The organism is Nonomuraea sp. NPDC003214, from assembly GCF_053590035.1.
Genome location: NZ_JBSFSX010000004.1, coordinates 538,959 through 555,148, shown reverse-complemented (window position 1 = coordinate 555,148; position 16,190 = coordinate 538,959). Strand labels below are relative to the sequence as shown.

17 protein-coding genes are annotated in these 16,190 nt (G+C 74.5%); 11 read left to right on the top strand and 6 right to left on the bottom strand.

Annotated elements, in window-relative coordinates; all coding sequences use genetic code 11:
• Positions 1-11 precede the first annotated feature (11 nt).
• From ACWDXC_RS14825 to ACWDXC_RS14790, 8 genes are read left to right on the top strand one after another with little or no spacing between them, the layout of a single operon-like run.
• Positions 12-1,307, top strand: a complete 1,296-nt coding sequence (locus ACWDXC_RS14825) for an ABC transporter substrate-binding protein (RefSeq protein ID WP_449981700.1) — start codon at positions 12-14, stop codon at positions 1,305-1,307.
• The gene (locus tag ACWDXC_RS14820) at positions 1,304-2,236 is read left to right on the top strand and encodes a carbohydrate ABC transporter permease (protein WP_219507349.1); all 933 of its coding nucleotides are present in this window, start codon (positions 1,304-1,306) and stop codon (positions 2,234-2,236) included. Before ACWDXC_RS14825 ends, ACWDXC_RS14820 begins: the two co-directional genes overlap by 4 nt.
• Positions 2,229-3,041 carry a carbohydrate ABC transporter permease gene (locus ACWDXC_RS14815; protein WP_219507350.1) on the top strand — a complete coding sequence of 271 codons (813 nt, stop codon included), beginning with the start codon at positions 2,229-2,231 and terminating at the stop codon, positions 3,039-3,041. The genes ACWDXC_RS14820 and ACWDXC_RS14815 overlap by 8 nt, the downstream gene beginning before the upstream one ends.
• A 36-nt stretch (positions 3,042-3,077) precedes the next feature.
• Entirely contained in the window at positions 3,078-4,085 is a 1,008-nt protein-coding gene (locus ACWDXC_RS14810; protein WP_449981697.1) for a Gfo/Idh/MocA family protein, read from the top strand.
• Positions 4,082-4,852 carry a sugar phosphate isomerase/epimerase family protein gene (locus ACWDXC_RS14805; RefSeq protein ID WP_449981695.1) on the top strand — a complete coding sequence of 257 codons (771 nt, stop codon included), beginning with the start codon at positions 4,082-4,084 and terminating at the stop codon, positions 4,850-4,852. The genes ACWDXC_RS14810 and ACWDXC_RS14805 overlap by 4 nt, the downstream gene beginning before the upstream one ends.
• Positions 4,849-6,315 carry a beta-N-acetylhexosaminidase gene (locus ACWDXC_RS14800; protein WP_449981693.1) on the top strand — a complete coding sequence of 489 codons (1,467 nt, stop codon included), beginning with the start codon at positions 4,849-4,851 and terminating at the stop codon, positions 6,313-6,315. The genes ACWDXC_RS14805 and ACWDXC_RS14800 overlap by 4 nt, the downstream gene beginning before the upstream one ends.
• Positions 6,302-7,327: an NAD-dependent epimerase/dehydratase family protein gene (locus tag ACWDXC_RS14795; RefSeq protein ID WP_449981691.1), complete on the top strand. Its 1,026-nt coding sequence runs from the start codon at positions 6,302-6,304 to the stop codon at positions 7,325-7,327. The genes ACWDXC_RS14800 and ACWDXC_RS14795 overlap by 14 nt, the downstream gene beginning before the upstream one ends.
• A 1-nt stretch (position 7,328) precedes the next feature.
• Complete coding sequence (locus ACWDXC_RS14790) at positions 7,329-8,336, top strand: dihydrodipicolinate synthase family protein (RefSeq protein ID WP_449981689.1); 1,008 nt, start codon at positions 7,329-7,331, stop codon at positions 8,334-8,336.
• 66 nt (positions 8,337-8,402) lie between these two features.
• On the opposite strand, the gene ACWDXC_RS14785 is transcribed toward ACWDXC_RS14790, so the two are convergent.
• The 3 genes from ACWDXC_RS14785 to ACWDXC_RS14775 all read right to left on the bottom strand — a co-directional run bounded on the left by ACWDXC_RS14785 (position 8,403) and on the right by ACWDXC_RS14775 (position 12,028).
• Complete coding sequence (locus ACWDXC_RS14785) at positions 8,403-9,548, bottom strand: mandelate racemase/muconate lactonizing enzyme family protein (RefSeq protein ID WP_449981687.1); 1,146 nt, start codon at positions 9,546-9,548, stop codon at positions 8,403-8,405.
• Between the two features lie 156 nt (positions 9,549-9,704).
• Positions 9,705-10,871, bottom strand: a complete 1,167-nt coding sequence (locus tag ACWDXC_RS14780) for an FAD-dependent monooxygenase (RefSeq protein ID WP_449981685.1) — start codon at positions 10,869-10,871, stop codon at positions 9,705-9,707.
• Between the two features lie 101 nt (positions 10,872-10,972).
• The gene (locus tag ACWDXC_RS14775) at positions 10,973-12,028 is read right to left on the bottom strand and encodes a serine hydrolase domain-containing protein (protein ID WP_449981683.1); all 1,056 of its coding nucleotides are present in this window, start codon (positions 12,026-12,028) and stop codon (positions 10,973-10,975) included.
• 257 nt (positions 12,029-12,285) lie between these two features.
• Between ACWDXC_RS14775 and ACWDXC_RS14770 the strand changes: the two genes are divergently transcribed.
• The 3 genes from ACWDXC_RS14770 to ACWDXC_RS14760 all read left to right on the top strand — a co-directional run bounded on the left by ACWDXC_RS14770 (position 12,286) and on the right by ACWDXC_RS14760 (position 13,784).
• Complete coding sequence (locus ACWDXC_RS14770; RefSeq protein ID WP_449981681.1) at positions 12,286-12,486, top strand: hypothetical protein; 201 nt, start codon at positions 12,286-12,288, stop codon at positions 12,484-12,486.
• A gap of 92 nt (positions 12,487-12,578) precedes the next feature.
• Positions 12,579-12,974, top strand: a complete 396-nt coding sequence (locus ACWDXC_RS14765) for a DUF4279 domain-containing protein (protein WP_449981679.1) — start codon at positions 12,579-12,581, stop codon at positions 12,972-12,974.
• A 78-nt stretch (positions 12,975-13,052) separates the two neighbouring features.
• Positions 13,053-13,784 carry an alpha/beta fold hydrolase gene (locus ACWDXC_RS14760; protein ID WP_449981677.1) on the top strand — a complete coding sequence of 244 codons (732 nt, stop codon included), beginning with the start codon at positions 13,053-13,055 and terminating at the stop codon, positions 13,782-13,784.
• Between the two features lies 1 nt (position 13,785).
• Here the strand turns inward: ACWDXC_RS14760 and ACWDXC_RS14755 are convergent, their stop codons facing one another.
• From ACWDXC_RS14755 to ACWDXC_RS14745, 3 genes are read right to left on the bottom strand one after another with little or no spacing between them, the layout of a single operon-like run.
• Positions 13,786-15,000, bottom strand: coding sequence for an acyltransferase family protein (locus ACWDXC_RS14755; protein WP_449981675.1), 1,215 nt, complete (start codon positions 14,998-15,000; stop codon positions 13,786-13,788).
• Positions 14,997-15,434 carry a DUF1707 SHOCT-like domain-containing protein gene (locus tag ACWDXC_RS14750; RefSeq protein WP_364170787.1) on the bottom strand — a complete coding sequence of 146 codons (438 nt, stop codon included), beginning with the start codon at positions 15,432-15,434 and terminating at the stop codon, positions 14,997-14,999. Before ACWDXC_RS14750 ends, ACWDXC_RS14755 begins: the two co-directional genes overlap by 4 nt.
• 47 nt (positions 15,435-15,481) lie before the next feature.
• Positions 15,482-16,150: a phosphotransferase gene (locus ACWDXC_RS14745; RefSeq protein ID WP_449981672.1), complete on the bottom strand. Its 669-nt coding sequence runs from the start codon at positions 16,148-16,150 to the stop codon at positions 15,482-15,484.
• Positions 16,151-16,190: the final 40 nt, after the last annotated feature.

Here is a 16,190-nt window from a genome sequence, read left to right as displayed (position 1 = left end):
GTGGAGGACCCATGAAAGTTCGCATGCTCGCCGCCGGCACGCTGGCCGTGCTCGTCCTGGCCGGGACGGCGTCGTGCGGAGGCGGCCCGGCCGGGGAGCCGGGCGCCGTCACCCTGCGCCTCGGCTTCTACGCCGGCGCCGGCGACCCCGCCGACACGCTCATGCGGGAACTGGTCAAGGAGTTCACCGCCGCCAACCCGTCGATCAAGGTGCAGCTGGAGGTCGCACCGTACGTCAAGTTCTTCGAGCGGCTGCGCACGCAGATCGCCGGCGGCCAGGCGCCGCAGGTGTGGCTGTCGGACGGCGTGCTCGTGCAGGAGTTCGCCGCCCGCGGCGCGCTGGCCGACCTCACCGACCGCGTCAGGACCGTCGACGCCGCCGCCTACTCCGGCCTGGAGCTGAACCGCGACGGGAAGGGCCGCGTCCACGGCTTCCCCCAGGGCGCCCAGACGCCCGTGCTGTTCTACAACAAGAAGCTGTTCGCCGAGGCCGGCGTGGCCGAGCCGACCGCCGACTGGACCTACGACGACCTGGCCGCCGCCGCCAGGAAGCTCACCAAGGACACCAACGGCGACGGCAAGCCCGACACCTACGGCTTCCGCGCCTACTCCCCCGGCTTCACCGAGAGCTGGTGGCCCATCGTCAAGGCGTTCGGCGGCGACGTCGTCACCGACGGCAACCGCAAGGTCGCCATCGACACCCCCGAGTCCAGGGCCGCGCTCGACTGGATGCTGGCCGCGATGGGCAAGGACGGGTTCGCCCCCGACTACGTCACCACCGAGTCCTTCGGCAAGGGCGCCGTGCACACCCTGTTCGCCACCGGCCGCGTGGCCATGTCGTACGGCATCTACGCCCGGACCCTGCCCGCCATGAGCGCGAAAGTCGACTTCGGCGTCGCCCCGCTGCCCAAGGGGCCCGGCGGCCGGGGGAACGTCGCCATCGTCAACTCGTGGGTGGTCAGCAAGGCCGCCACGCCCGAGCAGGCCGACGCCGCCTGGAAGTGGATCACGTACTTCTCCGGCGAGAAGCCGCAGAGCCGCTGGGCCGAGCTCGGCGAGGCCATCCCGATCAACAAGAAGGCCGCCGCCACGGCACTGCCCGCCGACCGCGGCCCGGTGTTCCTGGAGGCCCTGGACGCCTCCGACACGCTCGGCACCAACGCCGTCTGGTCGGAGTACACCGAGGCCCTGGCCAAGCGCGTCAACGAGGCGCTGTCCGGCGCCACCCCGGTGGCCGAGGCGCTGGCGACCGGGCAGAAGGAGGCCCAGCAGGTCATCGACCGCTTCTACGCGGGGCAGACGCAGTGACGGTCCTCACCCGCAAGGCGCGGCCGGTCGCCGCCGGGCCTCCCGCGACGGCGCGCACGCGCAGGGCCAGGGAACGCGCCTGGGCCCTGGCCTTCGCCTCCCCCTACCTGCTCCACCTGGTGGCGCTGACCGCCTGGCCGGTGCTGGCCTCGCTGTTCTTCAGCATGACCGACTACGACCTGATGTCCCCGCCCACGTTCGTCGGGTTCGGCAACTTCTCCCGGCTGCTCGGCGACGAGGTGTTCTGGCGCACGCTCGGCAACACCGCCTACTTCGCGGTGCTGTTCGTGCCCACCCAGACGGCGCTGGCGCTGCTGCTGGCGATGGCGCTCAACCAGCGGCTGCGCGGCATGGCGCTGTTCCGGGCCGCCTACTTCGTGCCGGTGGTCTCCTCGTGGGTGGTGGTCGCCTACGTCGCCGACTCGGTGTTCAACCCGCAGACCGGCATCGCCAACCAGGTGCTCGCCCTGGTGGGGCTGCCTGCCGAGAACTGGCTGCAGGACCCGGCCCTGGTCATCCCCACCCTGGCCGCCGTCGCGGTGTGGAAGGGCGTCGGCTACATGATGGTGCTGTTCCTGGCCGGGCTGCAGGCCATCCCCGAGGAGCGGTACGAGGCGGCCAAGATCGACGGCGCCTCGGCGTGGAACCGCTTCCGCTACATCACGCTGCCCGGGATCTCCGGCACGACGTTCCTGGTGCTGGTGCTCACCTCCATCGAGACGCTGCAGTCGTTCGAGCAGGTGTACGTGATGACCGACGGCGGCCCGCACGGCGCCAGCGAGCTGACCGTCCTCTACCTGTACCGGCAGGGCTTCCAGTTCTTCCAGATGGGCTACGCCTCGGCCGTGGCGTGGGTGCTGTTCGTGCTGGTGCTCGTGCTCACCCTGGTGCAGTTCCGGCTCCAGCGCAGGTGGGTGCACTATGCGTAAGACGCTGTCGTACCTGCTGGTCCTGTCGGGGGCGGCGGTCATGCTGGTGCCGTTCCTGGCGGCGCTGGGCAACTCGCTCAAGAGCTTCGCCCAGTACATCCAGGTGCCGCCGGTGTGGGTCCCCGACCCCGTCCAGTGGAGCAACTACGCCGAGGTGTGGGAACGCGCCCCGTTCGGGATCTACCTGGCCAACAGCCTCGTGATCGCCGTGCTGGCGGTGATCGGCAACGTCGTCACCAGCGCGACCGTCGGCCACGCCCTGGCCAGGATGCGCCTGCCCGGCAAGCAGGCCCTGCTCACGATGGCGCTCGGCACGATGATGCTGCCCACCGTCATCACGATCGTGCCGAACTTCCTGCTGTTCAGGTCGCTGGGCTGGCTGGACACGCTGCTGCCGCTCATCGTGCCGTACTGGCTGGCCACGCCCATCGGGATCTTCCTGATGCGGCAGACGTTCCTGGCCATCCCCAGGGACTTCGAGGAGGCCGCCGGCCTGGACGGCGCCAACCCGTGGCAGGTGTTCTGGCGGGTGCACCTCCCGCTGGCCAAGCCCGCCCTGGCCACGCTGGCCGTGTTCACGTTCACCACCTCGTGGAAGGCCGTGCTGGAGCCGGTCATCTACCTCACCTCGCCGGAGAACTACACGCTGCCCGTCGGCGTGCTGAGCCTCAAGGGGCAGTGGGTGGGCAACGACCAGCTCGTCACGGCCGCGGCCATGATGAGCCTCCTGCCGATGCTCGTGGTGTTCGTGCTGGCCCAGCGCTACTTCGTCCGCGGAACCATGTCCGCGGGACTCAAGGGCTGAGCCCCTCTCAGCCCCGTCCACCTCAGAAAGGACATCGTGACCATTACATCCGGGCTGCGCCTGGGCGTCATCGGCGCGGGCACCATCGCCGAGTTCCACCTGGCGGCCGCCCGCCGGAGCGCCGGGCGGGTGAACGTCGTCGCGGTGTGCGACGTGCGCGCCGAGGCGGCGGAGAAGCTGGCCGCCGAGGCCGGCGCCCGCGTCCACACCGACCATCGGGCGATGCTCGACGCGGGCGGCCTCGACGCGGTCGTCGTCACGGTCCCGCACGCCCTGCACGCCCCCATCACGCTCGACGCCGCCGCGGCCGGGTTGCACGTGCTCGTGGAGAAGCCCATCGCCACCACGCGCGAGGACGCCCTCGCCATGATCGAGGCGTGCCGCGCCGCCGGCGTCGTGCTCGCCGCCGGCCACGTGCTGCGCTTCGTGCCCACGCTACGCGCCGCGGCGGCCTACCTGTCCTCCGGCGAGCTGGGCGGCGTCGTGGTGGCCTCCGAGCGGCGCACCGCCGACTACGCCGACCCGGCCCGGCCGCGCTGGTTCCTCGACGCCGGCATGGCGGGCGGGGGGATCGTGCTCAACGTCGGCACCCACAGCATCGACAAGCTCCAGATGCTCGTCGGCTCCCCGATCACCGAAGTGACCGCGCACGTGGCCGTGCCCGGCGGCAAAGCCGTGGAGACCGAGGCGGTCGCGCTGGCCCGGCACGCGGACGGCACCCGCTCGACGATCAACGTCACCGGCACCGGCCTGCCGTTCACCGACGAGACCGAGATCGTCTGCGGCGAGGGGGCGGTGCGGATCAGCCGCGGCGACGGCGTGTGGTCCTTCCGCGCCGGCGCCGCCACCCAGGTGGCCGCCCCCGAGCCCGGCGAGATGGCCGCGGCCTTCGCCGCCCAGCTCGACGACTTCGCCCGCGCCTGCGCCGGGCGCACCGCGCCCCAGGTCACCCCCGAGTACGCGCTGTCCGTCCTGGACGTCGCCCTGGCCGTCTACGAGTCGGCCCGTCTCGGCTCCACCGTCACCGTGAAAGGACACCCGTGAACCCGCTCGCCTTCAGCACGCTCGGCACCCCCGGCGCCCCCGTCGACGAGGTCGTCCGGATCGCCGCCGAACACGGCTGCGCCGGCGTCGAGCTGCGGTGCGCCGACGGCGACCTCATCGCGCCTGACAGCACGGCCGCCGAGCTGCGCGCGGTCGAGCGCGCCTTCGCCGAGGCCGGCGTCGAGATCGTCGCCGTCTGCTCCTACACCCGCGTGGCCCGCCCCGACGGCGACCCCGTCGCCGAGGTGCTGCGCCACGTCGAGATCGCCGAGGCGCTCGGCGCCCGCTACGTCCGCGTCTTCGGCGGCGTCGAAGGCCAGGCCGACCCCGCCCCGGCCGCCACCGAGCGGCTGGCCGAGGTCGCCGCCCGGCTGCCGGGCAACGGCGTGGACGTCCTGCTGGAGACCCACGACGTGTTCCTCACCGGCCAGGCCGTGGCGGCGGTGCTGTCGGGGGTCGGCTCCGAGCGTGTCGGCGCCCTGTGGGACGTCGTGAACCCGTGGCGGGCCGGCGAGCCGCCCGCGCGCACCGCCGACCTGCTCGCGCCGCACCTGCGGCATGTGCAGATCAAGGACGCCGCCTCGCCCGCCGACCTGGCGCCGGTGCTGCCCGGCCAGGGCGCCGTCGGCGTGCCCGCCGTGCTGGCCGAGCTGGACCGCATCGGCTACGCCGGCTACCTGGCCCTGGAGTGGGAGCGCGTCTGGTACCCCGACGCGCCGCCCGTCGGTGCGGCCCTGACCGCCTTCCGGGAGGTGCTCGGCCGATGATCCCCCAGGTCACCTCGTGGCGGCCGGGCGAAGGGCTGTTCCCGCTCGGCGCCGGCGCGCGGGTGCGCGGGCCGCAGGCCGGGCTCGCCCGCGACCTGCTCGGCCTGCCCCCGGACGGCGACGGCCCGGCCGAGATCACGCTGCGGCTCGTGGACGACGCCGCCCTGGGCCCGGAGGGCTACGTCCTCACCGTCACGTCCGAGCGCGCCGACGTGGCCGCCGCCGCCGAGGCCGGGCTGCGGTGGGGCGTGCAGACCATGCGCCAGCTCCGCACCCCCGCCGGCCTGCCGTGCGGCGCCGTGCGCGATGTCCCCCGGCACGCCTGGCGCGGCGTCATGATCGACGTCGCCCGCTGGTGGCGGCCCCTGTCCTTCCTGTATGCGTACGTGGATCTGCTGGCGTTGCACAAGTTCAACGTCCTGCACCTGCACCTCACCGACGACCAGGGCTGGCGCTTCGAGGTCCGCGCCCATCCCCGCCTCACGGAGGCCGGCGCGTACCGGAGGCGGTCCCCGGCCGGGCACGCCCGCGACGGCGTGTCCGACGACACCCCGCACGGCGGCTTCTACACCCAGCGCGAGCTGCGGGAGCTGGTCGCGTACGCGGCGGCGCGCGGCGTCACCGTGGTCCCCGAGATCGAGTTCCCCGGCCACTCCCAGGCCGCCGTCGCCGCCTGCCCGTGGCTCGGCCACCCCGGTGACGAGCCCGTCGAGGTGCGCACCACCTGGGGCATCTCGCCGCACGTGCTGAACGTCGGCGACCGTGCCGTCGCGTTCGCCCGCGACGTGCTCGACGAGCTGTGCGAGGTGTTCCCGTCCCCGTACGTGCACATCGGCGGGGACGAGGTCCGCGGCGAGGAGTGGGCGCGCAGCCCCGAGGCCGCGCGGCGCGTGGCGGACGAGGGGCTGCCGGGCCCCGCTGCCCTGCTCGGCTGGTGGGGCCGCCTGCTGGCCGGTCACCTGCGCGGGCTCGGCCGCCGCGCGGTCGCCTGGGACGACATGCTCGACCACGACCCGCCCGAGGACATGGTGATCATGGCGTGGCGGGGCGTGGACCGGGTGGAGGCCGCGCTGCGCGCCGGGCACGACGTGGTCGCCGCCCCGCACACGCACACCTACCTCGACTACGCCGAGTCCGACGGGCCGGGCGAGCCCGTCAGCATCTCCGGGCCGCTGCCGCTGGAGACCGTCTACGGGTTCGACGCCGGTGACGCCGTCCTCGGCCTGCAGGCCCAGCTGTGGGGCGAGTACCTGCCCACGCGCGAGCGGTTCGACTACAACGCCTTCCCCCGGCTGTGCGCGGTCGCGGAGGCCGCCTGGTCACGGGGCCGGGACCTGGGCGGCTTCACCCGCCGTCTGTCGGCCCACCTGCCGCTGCTCGACGAGCTCGGCGTGCGTTACCGGCGGCCCGGCCACGCCGGGGCCTCCGGCCTCGCGGAAGGGGCGCGGCATGTTCGGGTCTGAGAAGGAGCTCGAGGAGCGGCTGGCCACCCCGTCGGCCGCGCTGGTCGCCGACGCCGCCCGGCTCGACGGCGACCTCGTCCTCCTCGGCGCCGGCGGCAAGATGGGCCCCAGCCTGGCGCGGCTGGCCCGCCGCGCCCTGGACGCCGCCGGGCGCTCCGGGACCCGCGTGCACGCGGTCTCGCGCTGGTCGGACGAGGCGGCGGCGCGGGCGCTGCGCGAGGACGGGGTGGACGTCGTCCGCCACGACCTCATGGGCGGCGACGACCTGGCCGGGCTGCCCGACGCCGGCGGCGTGGTGTTCCTGGCCGGGGCCAAGTTCGGCACCTCGGCCGAGCCGTACCGGGCGTGGGCGGTCAACGCCGCGCTGCCGGCCGCGGTCGGGCGCCGCTACCGCGACGCCGCCATCGCCGCGTTCTCCACCGGCAACGTGTACCCGCTCGTGGACGTGACCCGGGGCGGCAGCGCCGAGGAGGACGAGCCCGGCCCGGTCGGCGAGTACGCCATGAGCTGCCTGGGCCGCGAACGCGTCTTCGAGCACGCCGCCGCCGTCCTCGGCGCGCGGGTGGCGATCCTGCGCCTGTCCTACGCCGTGGACCTGCGGTACGGCGTGCTGGCCGACCTCGCCTCGGCCGTGCGGGACGGCCGGCCCGTGGACGTCACGACCGGCCACGTCAACGTCGTCTGGCAGGGCTACGCCAACGAGGTCGCGCTGCGGTCGCTGCTGCACGCGCGCGCCCCGGAGCCGTTCGTGCTCAACCTGACCGGGCCGGAGACCGCCTCCGTGCGGCGCGCCGCCACCCGGCTGGCCGCACTCCTCGGCACCGGGCCCCGCTTCGCCGGGGAGGAGTCCGGCACGGCGCTGCTCAGCGACGCCTCCCGCTGCCACGGCCTGTTCGGCTACCCGGACGTCCCCCTGGACACCCTCGTCGCCTGGCAGGCCGCCTGGCTGACGCGCGGCCTGCCGCTGGCGGGCAAGCCGACCAAGTTCTCCGTACGCGACGGGAGGTTCTGACGTGTCGATCGACCTGCTCAGGGAGGGGAGCGTCATCCCCGCCCACCCGCTGGCGCTCACCGCCGCCCGCACCCTGGACGAGCGCCGCCAGCGCGCGCTCACCCGCTACTACCTGGCCGCCGGGGCCGGCGGGGTGGCCGTCGGCGTGCACACCACGCAGTTCGCCATCCGCGAGGCCGGGCTGCTCCGGCCGGTCCTGGAGCTCGCCGCGGAGGTGGTGGCCAAGGAGGCCCGACGGCCGTTCGTGCTGGTCGCCGGGGCCTGCGGCGGCACCGCCCAGGCCGTCGCCGAGGCGGAGCTGGCCGCCTCGCTCGGCTACCACGCGGTGCTGCTGTCACCCTCCGTGCCCGGCGCGAGCGAGCCGGAGCTGCTGGAGCGGGCCAGGGCGGTCGGCGAGGTGCTCCCCGTCATCGGCTTCTACCTGCAGGAGGCGGTCGGGGGGCAGCGGCTGAGCCCGGCCTTCTGGCGGGGACTGAGCCGGCAGGAGTCCGTCGTGGCGATCAGGACGGCGCCGTTCGACCGCTACCGCACGGTGGACGTGGCCAGGGCGGTCGCCGAGTCCGGCCGCGGCGGCGACGTCGCCCTCTACACGGGCAACGACGACAACATCCTGGGCGACCTGCTCACCTCCTTCGCCGGCCACCACGTCGCGGGCGGGCTGCTCGGCCAGTGGGCGGTGTGGACCCGGGCGGCCGTGCTCATGTTCGAGGAGGTGCGGCGGGCGCGGGCCGGGGACGACGCGGCCCTGCGCTCGCTGCTGGCCCGCGCCGCCGACCTCACCGACGCGAACGGCGCCGTGTTCGACGTGGCGGGCGGCTTCCGCGGCTGCGTCGCCGGCGTGCACGAGGTGCTGCGCGGGCAGGGGCTGCTGGCCGGGACGTGGTGCCTGGACCCGGAGGAGACCCTGTCGCCGGGGCAGGCGGAGGAGATCGCCCGGGTGCGGGCGGCGTACCCGTGGCTGGTGGACGACGACTTCGTGGCCGCCCACCTGGACGACTGGCTCCGCTGACCCGGCGCGCGGGCCGGAAGGGCCGGGGCGGGAGGACCGCCCCGGCCCTTCCGGCCGTCCGAGGGGTCAGGCGGTCCAGTGGGCGGTGGCCAGCGAGCGGACGGCCTGCTCGTCCACCTCGACCCCGAGCCCCGGACCGGACGGCACCAGCGCGGCGCCGTCCACGACCTCCACCGTGCTCCCCCCGACGTACGCCGACCGGACGAACTGCCGGCCGTTCAGGTCCACCGGCGTGTCCACGCCGAACGCCGCGAACAGGTGCAGCGACGCGGCGAACCCGAGGTCGGTGTCGGTCAGCCCCGACCCCATGATGCGGAGCCCGGCGTCCTCGGCGAGCTGGCACAGGCGGCGCGACAGCGTGAGGCCGCCCGACCGCTGCACCTTGGCGATGGCGATGTCCACCGCGTCGAGCTTCACGAACGTGGCCAGGTCCGACGGGTGCCGCAGGCTCTCGTCCAGGGCCACCGGCAGCGGGCTGTGGTCGCGCAGCCGCCGCAGGCCGGTGAGGTCGTTGGCGGGCAGCGGCTGCTCGAACGCCGACACGTCCAGGTCGGCCAGCCGGCGGGCCATCCGCAGCGCGCCGTCGACGGTGTAGGCCTGGTTGGCGTCCACCCAGACGGGCGCGTCCGGCGCGGCCCGCCGGACCGCCGCCACGACGGCGAAGTCCGTCGCCTCGTCGTGCAGCCCCACCTTGACCTTGTACGCCCCGTAGCCGTGCTCGCGGCCCTCCTCGACCGCCCGCCGCACCTCGTCGGCGGTCTGACCGGCGACGATCCAGCCCAGTGTGATCCGGTCGAGCCTGCGCTGCCCCCACAGCACGCCGACGGGCACGCCGAGCGCCCGCCCGATCAGGTCGTGCAGCGCCAGGTCGAGCGCCGACTTGGCGATCGGGGAGCCGATCGTCAGCCCCCGGTTGATCACCTTCTCGAAGGCCGCGCCGGCCCCGTCGAAGTCCCAGGCGGGCCGGCCGATCAGGGCCGGGGCGAGGTAGTGGTGGATCGTCGTCGAGATCGACTCGGTGGTCTCGTACGTCCACGCGGGCGTCGGCGTCGCCTCACCCCAGCCGGTGAGCCCACCGGCGGTCACCTTCACCAGCACACGGACGGCGGGCCGGTCGGGGCTGGTGACGCTCCCGCCCGAGATGCTGAACGACCGGATCGCCGGCAATTCCACGACGAAGGTCTCCACCCGCTCGACGACCAGCGAATCCATCGACGACTCCCACAGCATGAATTGATGCCTTTTCTTTTATCGCGAAATGCCAAAATAGCATGAAGGCAGAAAAGGCATAATTCACGGAATGAATTCATGGGTCCGGAACAACGGCGCCCCGGGCGAATGTCCGGCCATTGCCGATCCGCGGCCGGTTCAGGCCGGGCGGGGCGGGTGCCAGTCGAGGGTCCGGGCGGTCGCGTTCAGGTAGGTGTCGGCCGGGACGAGGGAGGCGAGCGTGTCGCGCACGGCCGCGCCCACGGGGTTGCGGAGCTGGATGATGCGCCCGACCTGGGCCGACGTCCGCACCACCTGCTGCGCCCTGGGCCGCCTCGCCCGGTCGTAGCGCACGAGCGCCTCCTCGACGCCGCTCCGGGAGCTCGCGAACGCCGTCAGGGTGACCGCGTCCTCCAGCGCCTGGGCGGCGCCCTGGCCGAGGTCGGGGGTCAGCGCGTGCGCCGCGTCGCCCAGCAGGGCCACCCGGCCCGAGACGTAGGTCTCCAGGGGGGTGACGAGGGAGTGGATGTCGTGCCTGATCAGGGCGTCGGGCGAGGTGGCGGCGAGGAGCTGGGGGATGGGCCGGTGCCAGCTCGCGAACCGGGCCCCGAGCTGGGCCAGGGTGTCGGCCGCCCCGGCGCCCTCGGGGCAGGACTGGGTGGCGTACCAGTAGACGCGCCCGTCGGCCAGGGGGATCACGCCGAAGCGCCGTCCGCGTCCCCAGCTCTCGGTGATGGACCTGGACATCCCGGCGGGAGTGCGATCGGCGGCGACGATGCCGCGCCAGGTGATGTAGCCGGCGTAGACGGGGCCGGGATGGGCGGGGAACAGGATCCGGCGCAGCTTGCTGCGGATGCCGTCCGCCCCCACGATCAGGTCGGCGGTCAGCTCCCCCGGGCCGTCTGGCCCGTCGAAGGCCACCGTGCCCGGTCCCGGCAGGCCGGTGAGCGTGTGGCCGAGCCGGATGTCGGCGTCCTGGAGTGCGCCGATCAGCAGGTCGTGGAGGTCGGCCCGGTGCAGCGCGAAGGCCGGCACGCCCATGCGGCGTTCCAGGTCCTGGACCCTTCCGCGCATGATCCAGCGCCCTGACGGCCTGCGCAGCCCGGCCGAGCCCTGCGCCATTCCCCTGGCGCGGAGCTCGGCGCCCAGTCCGAGCGCGTCCAGCGCGCGCACGGCGTTGGGCGCCAGGGTGATGCCGGAGCCCAGCGGCCGGAACGCGGGCGCGCGTTCCAGCAGCGTCACCTGCCAGCCGTTACGGCGAAGGCCGATCGCGGTCGCCAGACCGCCGATGCCGCCGCCGACGACGAGCGCGGACGAGGAAGTCACCGTCTTACCCCCAGCGTGATCAACATACCATCCCGTATGGTACGAAAGGTGATCTTAGCAAGGGCTCCGCACGGGGGCGCGGCGGGGGCGGACTCCCGGATTCACCGAAGTCGGCACAGGGCGGCGTCGAGGGTGGCGAACAGGTGCCGGTCGTTCTTCGGGGTGCCCGTGGCGTAGACGGTGGCGGCCCGGCCCTCGCGGGTGCGCCCGCTGAGCACGCGCGTGCCCGGCAGCCCGCCGTCGTGCATCCAGACCCGCCCGCAGCTCAACGGATAGGTGTAGACGCCGAGCCCGTACCGGCTGCCCTTGGGGTCGGAGGCGGGGACGGTCCCGGCGAGCATGGTGCGCAGGGTGCGCTCGGGGATGCTCTGCCAGAAGCGGTTGAGGTCGTCCGGCGTGGAGACCAGGCCGCCGCCGGCGCCGAAGGCGTGGGCGGGAAGCCGCGTCGTGTCCGTCTCGCCGTCCTCCGGCGCGGCGGGGTTGAGCCCGTACGTGTGGGCGTGCCGGCCACGGATGCCCAGTTCGCCCGGCTTGGGCCAGTACGTGCCGGGCAGGCCCTTGAGCACGCCCTGCTCGGACACGCGCCGGAAGTCCTTGCCGGTCACCTTCTCGATGATCATGCCGATGACCAGGTAGTTGGTGTTGGAGTAGGACCACTGCGCGCCCGGCTTGCCCAGGGGGCGGGTCAGGGCGAGGGCCAGGTGCTCGGCGGGGGACGCCGGCTTGGTCCAGTCGACCAGGTCGAAGTACTCGGGCAGGCCGCTGGTGTGCTGGAGCAGCTGGCGCACGGTGACGCGGGCGCCGCGCAGCGAACCGGGCAGGTAGTGCTCCGCCTGCTCGTCCAGGCTCACCTTGCCCGCCGCGACCAGGCGCATCACCGTCGCCGCGATCACCGGCTTGGTCACGCTGGCGGCGCGGAAGCGGCCGTCGCCGCCGACCATCGGCCTGCCCGTGCCCCGCTCGGCGGTGCCGGAGGTCCACGTGGCCGTCCGGCCGTCGCGCTCCCGCACCGAGACCACCGCACCGGCCAGCCCGTCCTGCCGGGTCAACCGGTCGGCCTGCTGCTGCACGCTCAGGCGGGGGGCGGCCGCGGCGGGTGCGGCGACGGCTCCCAGCAGCGTGACAGCGGCGGCGGCGACGGCGAGGTGCTTGTGCATCAGAGGACATCTCCTGCGTTAGGTGGTGATGTCCTCATTTTTAGGCGTTCCGGATTCAAGATCAGTCATGCGGGCGCGTCTGTTCCGGTAGGGCGGGCCCTACCGGAACAGGGGCGGCCAGCCGTTTCCACCGCTCTGCTACCTTCTACGGCCGTGCGCCGACTGGGCTGGGCCATCGTGTCGTGTGCCGTACTGCTGATCACCGGATCCGTCACGGCGCGGGTCCTGTCCGGGCGGCGGGCGCCCCCGGTCACCTGGTGGTCGCCCAGGGGAACGTCGTCCTGCTCTACGACGTGGCCGCGCGCCGCTGGCGGACCGTCCGCCTGGAGGACGGGGCCGCCGGCCGGTGCGGCGACGCGGCAGCCGGGTGGACCGGCACGTCGCTCCTGCTGTGGGGGTGCGAGGCCGATCATGACATGCTGTCGGGCGGCACCCTCGGCCGGCGGATCACGCCCTGAACCGGGCACGTCCGGGCGGCCGGGGACACGTTCGGGAACGGAGGGCCGTGCAGGTCGAGCAGTACGTGTATTTCGCACTGAAGAGTGAACGCATGCCCGCGGCGGAGATGGCGGCCCGCCTCGCCCTCGAACCGGACAGGATCACGGTCATGGGCAGCAAGCTGTCCGACCCGCCCCACCCGGCCGTGCACGTGTGGCGGGTCGACGGCCCGCCCCGGTCGAGCCTGCCGCTGGACGACATGATCCTGACCCTGGTGGAGCGCCTGTACCCGTACGCGGAGGCGATCGGCGACCTGGCCGGCGAGCTGGACCGGCGCGAGCCGGGGAACTCGGCGACCCTCCAGGCGGTCCGCTTCTTCACCGGCGAGGCCCCCGCCGCCGGCACGCCGGACCGGCCGCTGGGATGGCATCTGGACCGGCACGTCCTGGACTTCCTGCGCGCCACCCGCGCCGAGCTCGACGTCGACGAGTACGGCCACGACCTGTGACCGGCACCGCCCCGAGGCGCCCCCGGCCCGGCGCGATAGGTTGGCGGTCCGCCGCAGGTGCTACGGGGAGCTGTTCGGATGCATGTCGAGACGTACGGTCCGGCCGGCGCGCCGCCGGTGCTCCTGCTGCACGGGGGCGGGGTCGCCGGCTGGATGTGGGAGCCGGTCCGCGAGCGGCTGTCGCGCGATCACCGGCTGATCGTCCCGGACCTGCCCGGCCATGACCGCAGCGCCGGCGAGCCGTACCACTCCCACGGCCGCACGGTCGAGGCGCTGATCCGGGTCCTCGGCGAGCAGGGCGGGCGCGTCCGCGTGGCGGGGTTCTCGCTGGGCGCTCAGCTCGCCGTCCTGCTCGCCGCCGAGGCGCCGGAGCTGGTGGAGCGGGTCATGGTGGTGAGCGCGCAGGCCCGGCCCAGCGCGGCGCCCGGCCTCACGCTCGGCCTGCTCGGCGCGACGGCGGGGCTGGCCGGCCGGGAGTGGTTCGCCAGGGCGCAGGCCGAGGCGCTGTTCGTGCCGGACGAGCTGCTCGGCGACTACGTCCGCACGTCCGCGGCCGTGTCGAAGCAGACCCTGCTGGCGGCCGTGGGCGAGAACATCCGCTTCACCGTCCCGCCGGGGTGGGCGCGCTTCCCCCGGGCGGCGCTGGTCCTCGTGGGCGGGCGGGAGCGGCGGGTCATGCTGGCGTCGGCCCGGCTGCTGCACGAGGCGCTGCCGGGCAGCGGGCTGGAGATCGTCGAAGGGGCCGGGCACGGCATCCCGCTCCAGCGCCCGGCCTGGTTCGCCGAGCGGGTGCGCGCCTGGCTGGCCTGAGTCACGCGCGCTCGGCCGCCGCGGCCTTCTCCCTGGTACGCATGCCGAACAGGAACCGCGTCACCCGGGTCCGCCGCACCAGCAGGTCGTAGGCGAGCAGCGTCAGGGCCGACGACACGACCGCGATGATCACGTACTTGACCGCGATGGGCGCCTCCATCCGCACCACCCAGAACGCGACCGCGACCACCACCGGCTGGTGCAGCACGTACAGGGGCAGCACCGCCTCGGCCAGGTAGCGCCGCACGCCCGGCGCGACGGCAGCCCGGCCCGCGCCGGGAACGGCGGCGGCGGGGGCGGCGGGGCGGTCGAGGGCGCCGAGGATGGTGAGCAGCCAGCACCAGCCGGCGGCCCCGTAGAGGGCGCGGCCGGCGAGGGCGAGAGGCGTGGCGGCGGTGAAGGCGTCGTCGCCCGCGCCCAGCAGCACCGGCACCCCGGCCGCGAACAGCACGAACCCGCAGGCGGCGACCAGGCGCAGGTCGCGGCGGAGCGCCCGGCGGAAGCGGTGGTCGGCGGCGAACGCGAACCCGTAGGCGAAGAAGACCAGGTACGCCCACCGGCTCCAGCCCGCGTACTCCTCCTCCAGGCCGAGGAGCGCGCTGATCAGGGCGAGGGGCAGCGCGGCGAGCAGCACGGCGCCGCGCCGGTCGGCGAGGGCGGCGATCCGCTCCCCCGGCCGCCAGGCGGGCCCCCACCGGGCGACGGCGGCCAGCAGCAGCGAGAACGTCAGCAGCAGCACCAGGAACCACAGGTGCCCGGTCTCGAAATGCTCGCCCTGGAGCACGAACGGGAACTGGGCCGGGTCCAGCTCGATCCGGAAGAACCGGGGCAGGAACTCCAGGTAGGACTCGTGGTAGGCGGGGTCGGCGCGCAGGCGCAGCCACTGCGGCACCGGGACGACGGCCACGGTGGCGAACACGAGGGGCACGCCGATCCGGCGTAACCGTTCGGCGGCGTAGCGGGCGGGGCCGCGGCGGCTCAGCGAGTGGCGGGCGGCGAGCCCGGCGACGTAGAAGAGCAGCGGCATCGCCCACAGCACGCCGAGCACGGAGACGACCAGGGTGAGGCCGGTGGTCTCGGCGTTCTTGACGTAGAAGTCGTCGCGGGCGTCGAAGACGAGCGCGGAGTGGAACAGCACCAGCCCGGCGACGACGAGGACCCGCAGCAGGTCGACCTCGCCGCGCCGCTCACCCCCGGGAGGGGGCGGTGCGCTCACGCCCCGCCCCCTGAGAGCCCGCCCGGGGGCGTGCCGCGCCGGCGCGCGGCGTTGACGGCGGTGACGACGGCGAGCACGAGGGCGGGGCCGAGCAGGTCCTTGGGCCAGAACTCGGCGGGGCACGCCTCGGCGACGCTGACCACGCCCCAGGCCACGACGTTGACGGCGAGGATCGCGCCCCACACGGCCCAGAGCGTCCTCAGCCACCGGGGCGTCCCGGCGGGGCGGGCGGGCGGCGGGGCCGGGCGGGGTTCGGCGGGCAGGTCGGCGAGGAGCACGGCCAGCTCGCCGCGGGTGGTGGCGCCGAGCGCCCGGCCGACGCGGTCGTCGAACTCGGGAAGGTCGAGGCAGCCTTCCTCGACCGCCGTGCGCAGGCGGCGGGCGGCGGCCTCGCGGTCGGCGTCCGAGGCCCGCACGTCGCGGTGCTCTGCCATGTCGACCTCCGTGGGGGGCTGATGCGGACGTGGGCGGAGGGTGCGGGTCACGGGGCTCCGGCGTCGGCCAGGAAGCGGGCGATGGCGTCCTGCTCGCCGGCGGGCAGGTCGCGTTCGGCCAGGCGGCGGGCGGCCTCGGAGCCGAGGTGCGGCCGGGCGGCGTCGGGGTCGACGCCGTCGAGGAAGGCGGCGAGCAGCCCGGCCCGCGCGCCCGCGAGCTCCGGCGTGTCGACGGGAGCGGTGGCGAGGATGAGCCAGGTGCAGGCGGCGTCGACGCCGGGCGCGCCCCGGGCGGCGTTGGCCCAGTCGACGACCCGGGGGCCGTCGGCGGTGACGAGCACGTTGCCGGGGTGCAGGTCGAGGTGGAGCAGCCGGTTGCCGGGGCGGCCGGAGGCGGCGCGCAGCCAGCCGGGCGCCCGCACGGCCGAGAGCTGCCGCAGCAGCCCGGCGAGCAGCGCGCCGTGCTCGGCGGCGCGGCCGGGGTCGCGGGCCGTCTCCTCGAGCAGGCTCGGCCCGTCGACGTGCTCCATGAGGATGTCGCCCCCGTCGGCGTCGTAGACCTCGGGGGCGGGGAAGCCGTGCCGCCTGGCGTGGCGCATGACGGCGGCCTCGCGTTCGAGGCTGCGGCCGTCGCGCGAGCGGCGGACGACGCGGCCGGGGCCGGCGTCGAAAATCTCGCAGTCGTATCCGGCGGCGATCAACGAACCAACCTGCATATAAGTCAGATTAGCCGGTAAAGCCAATAAATCTGTACCT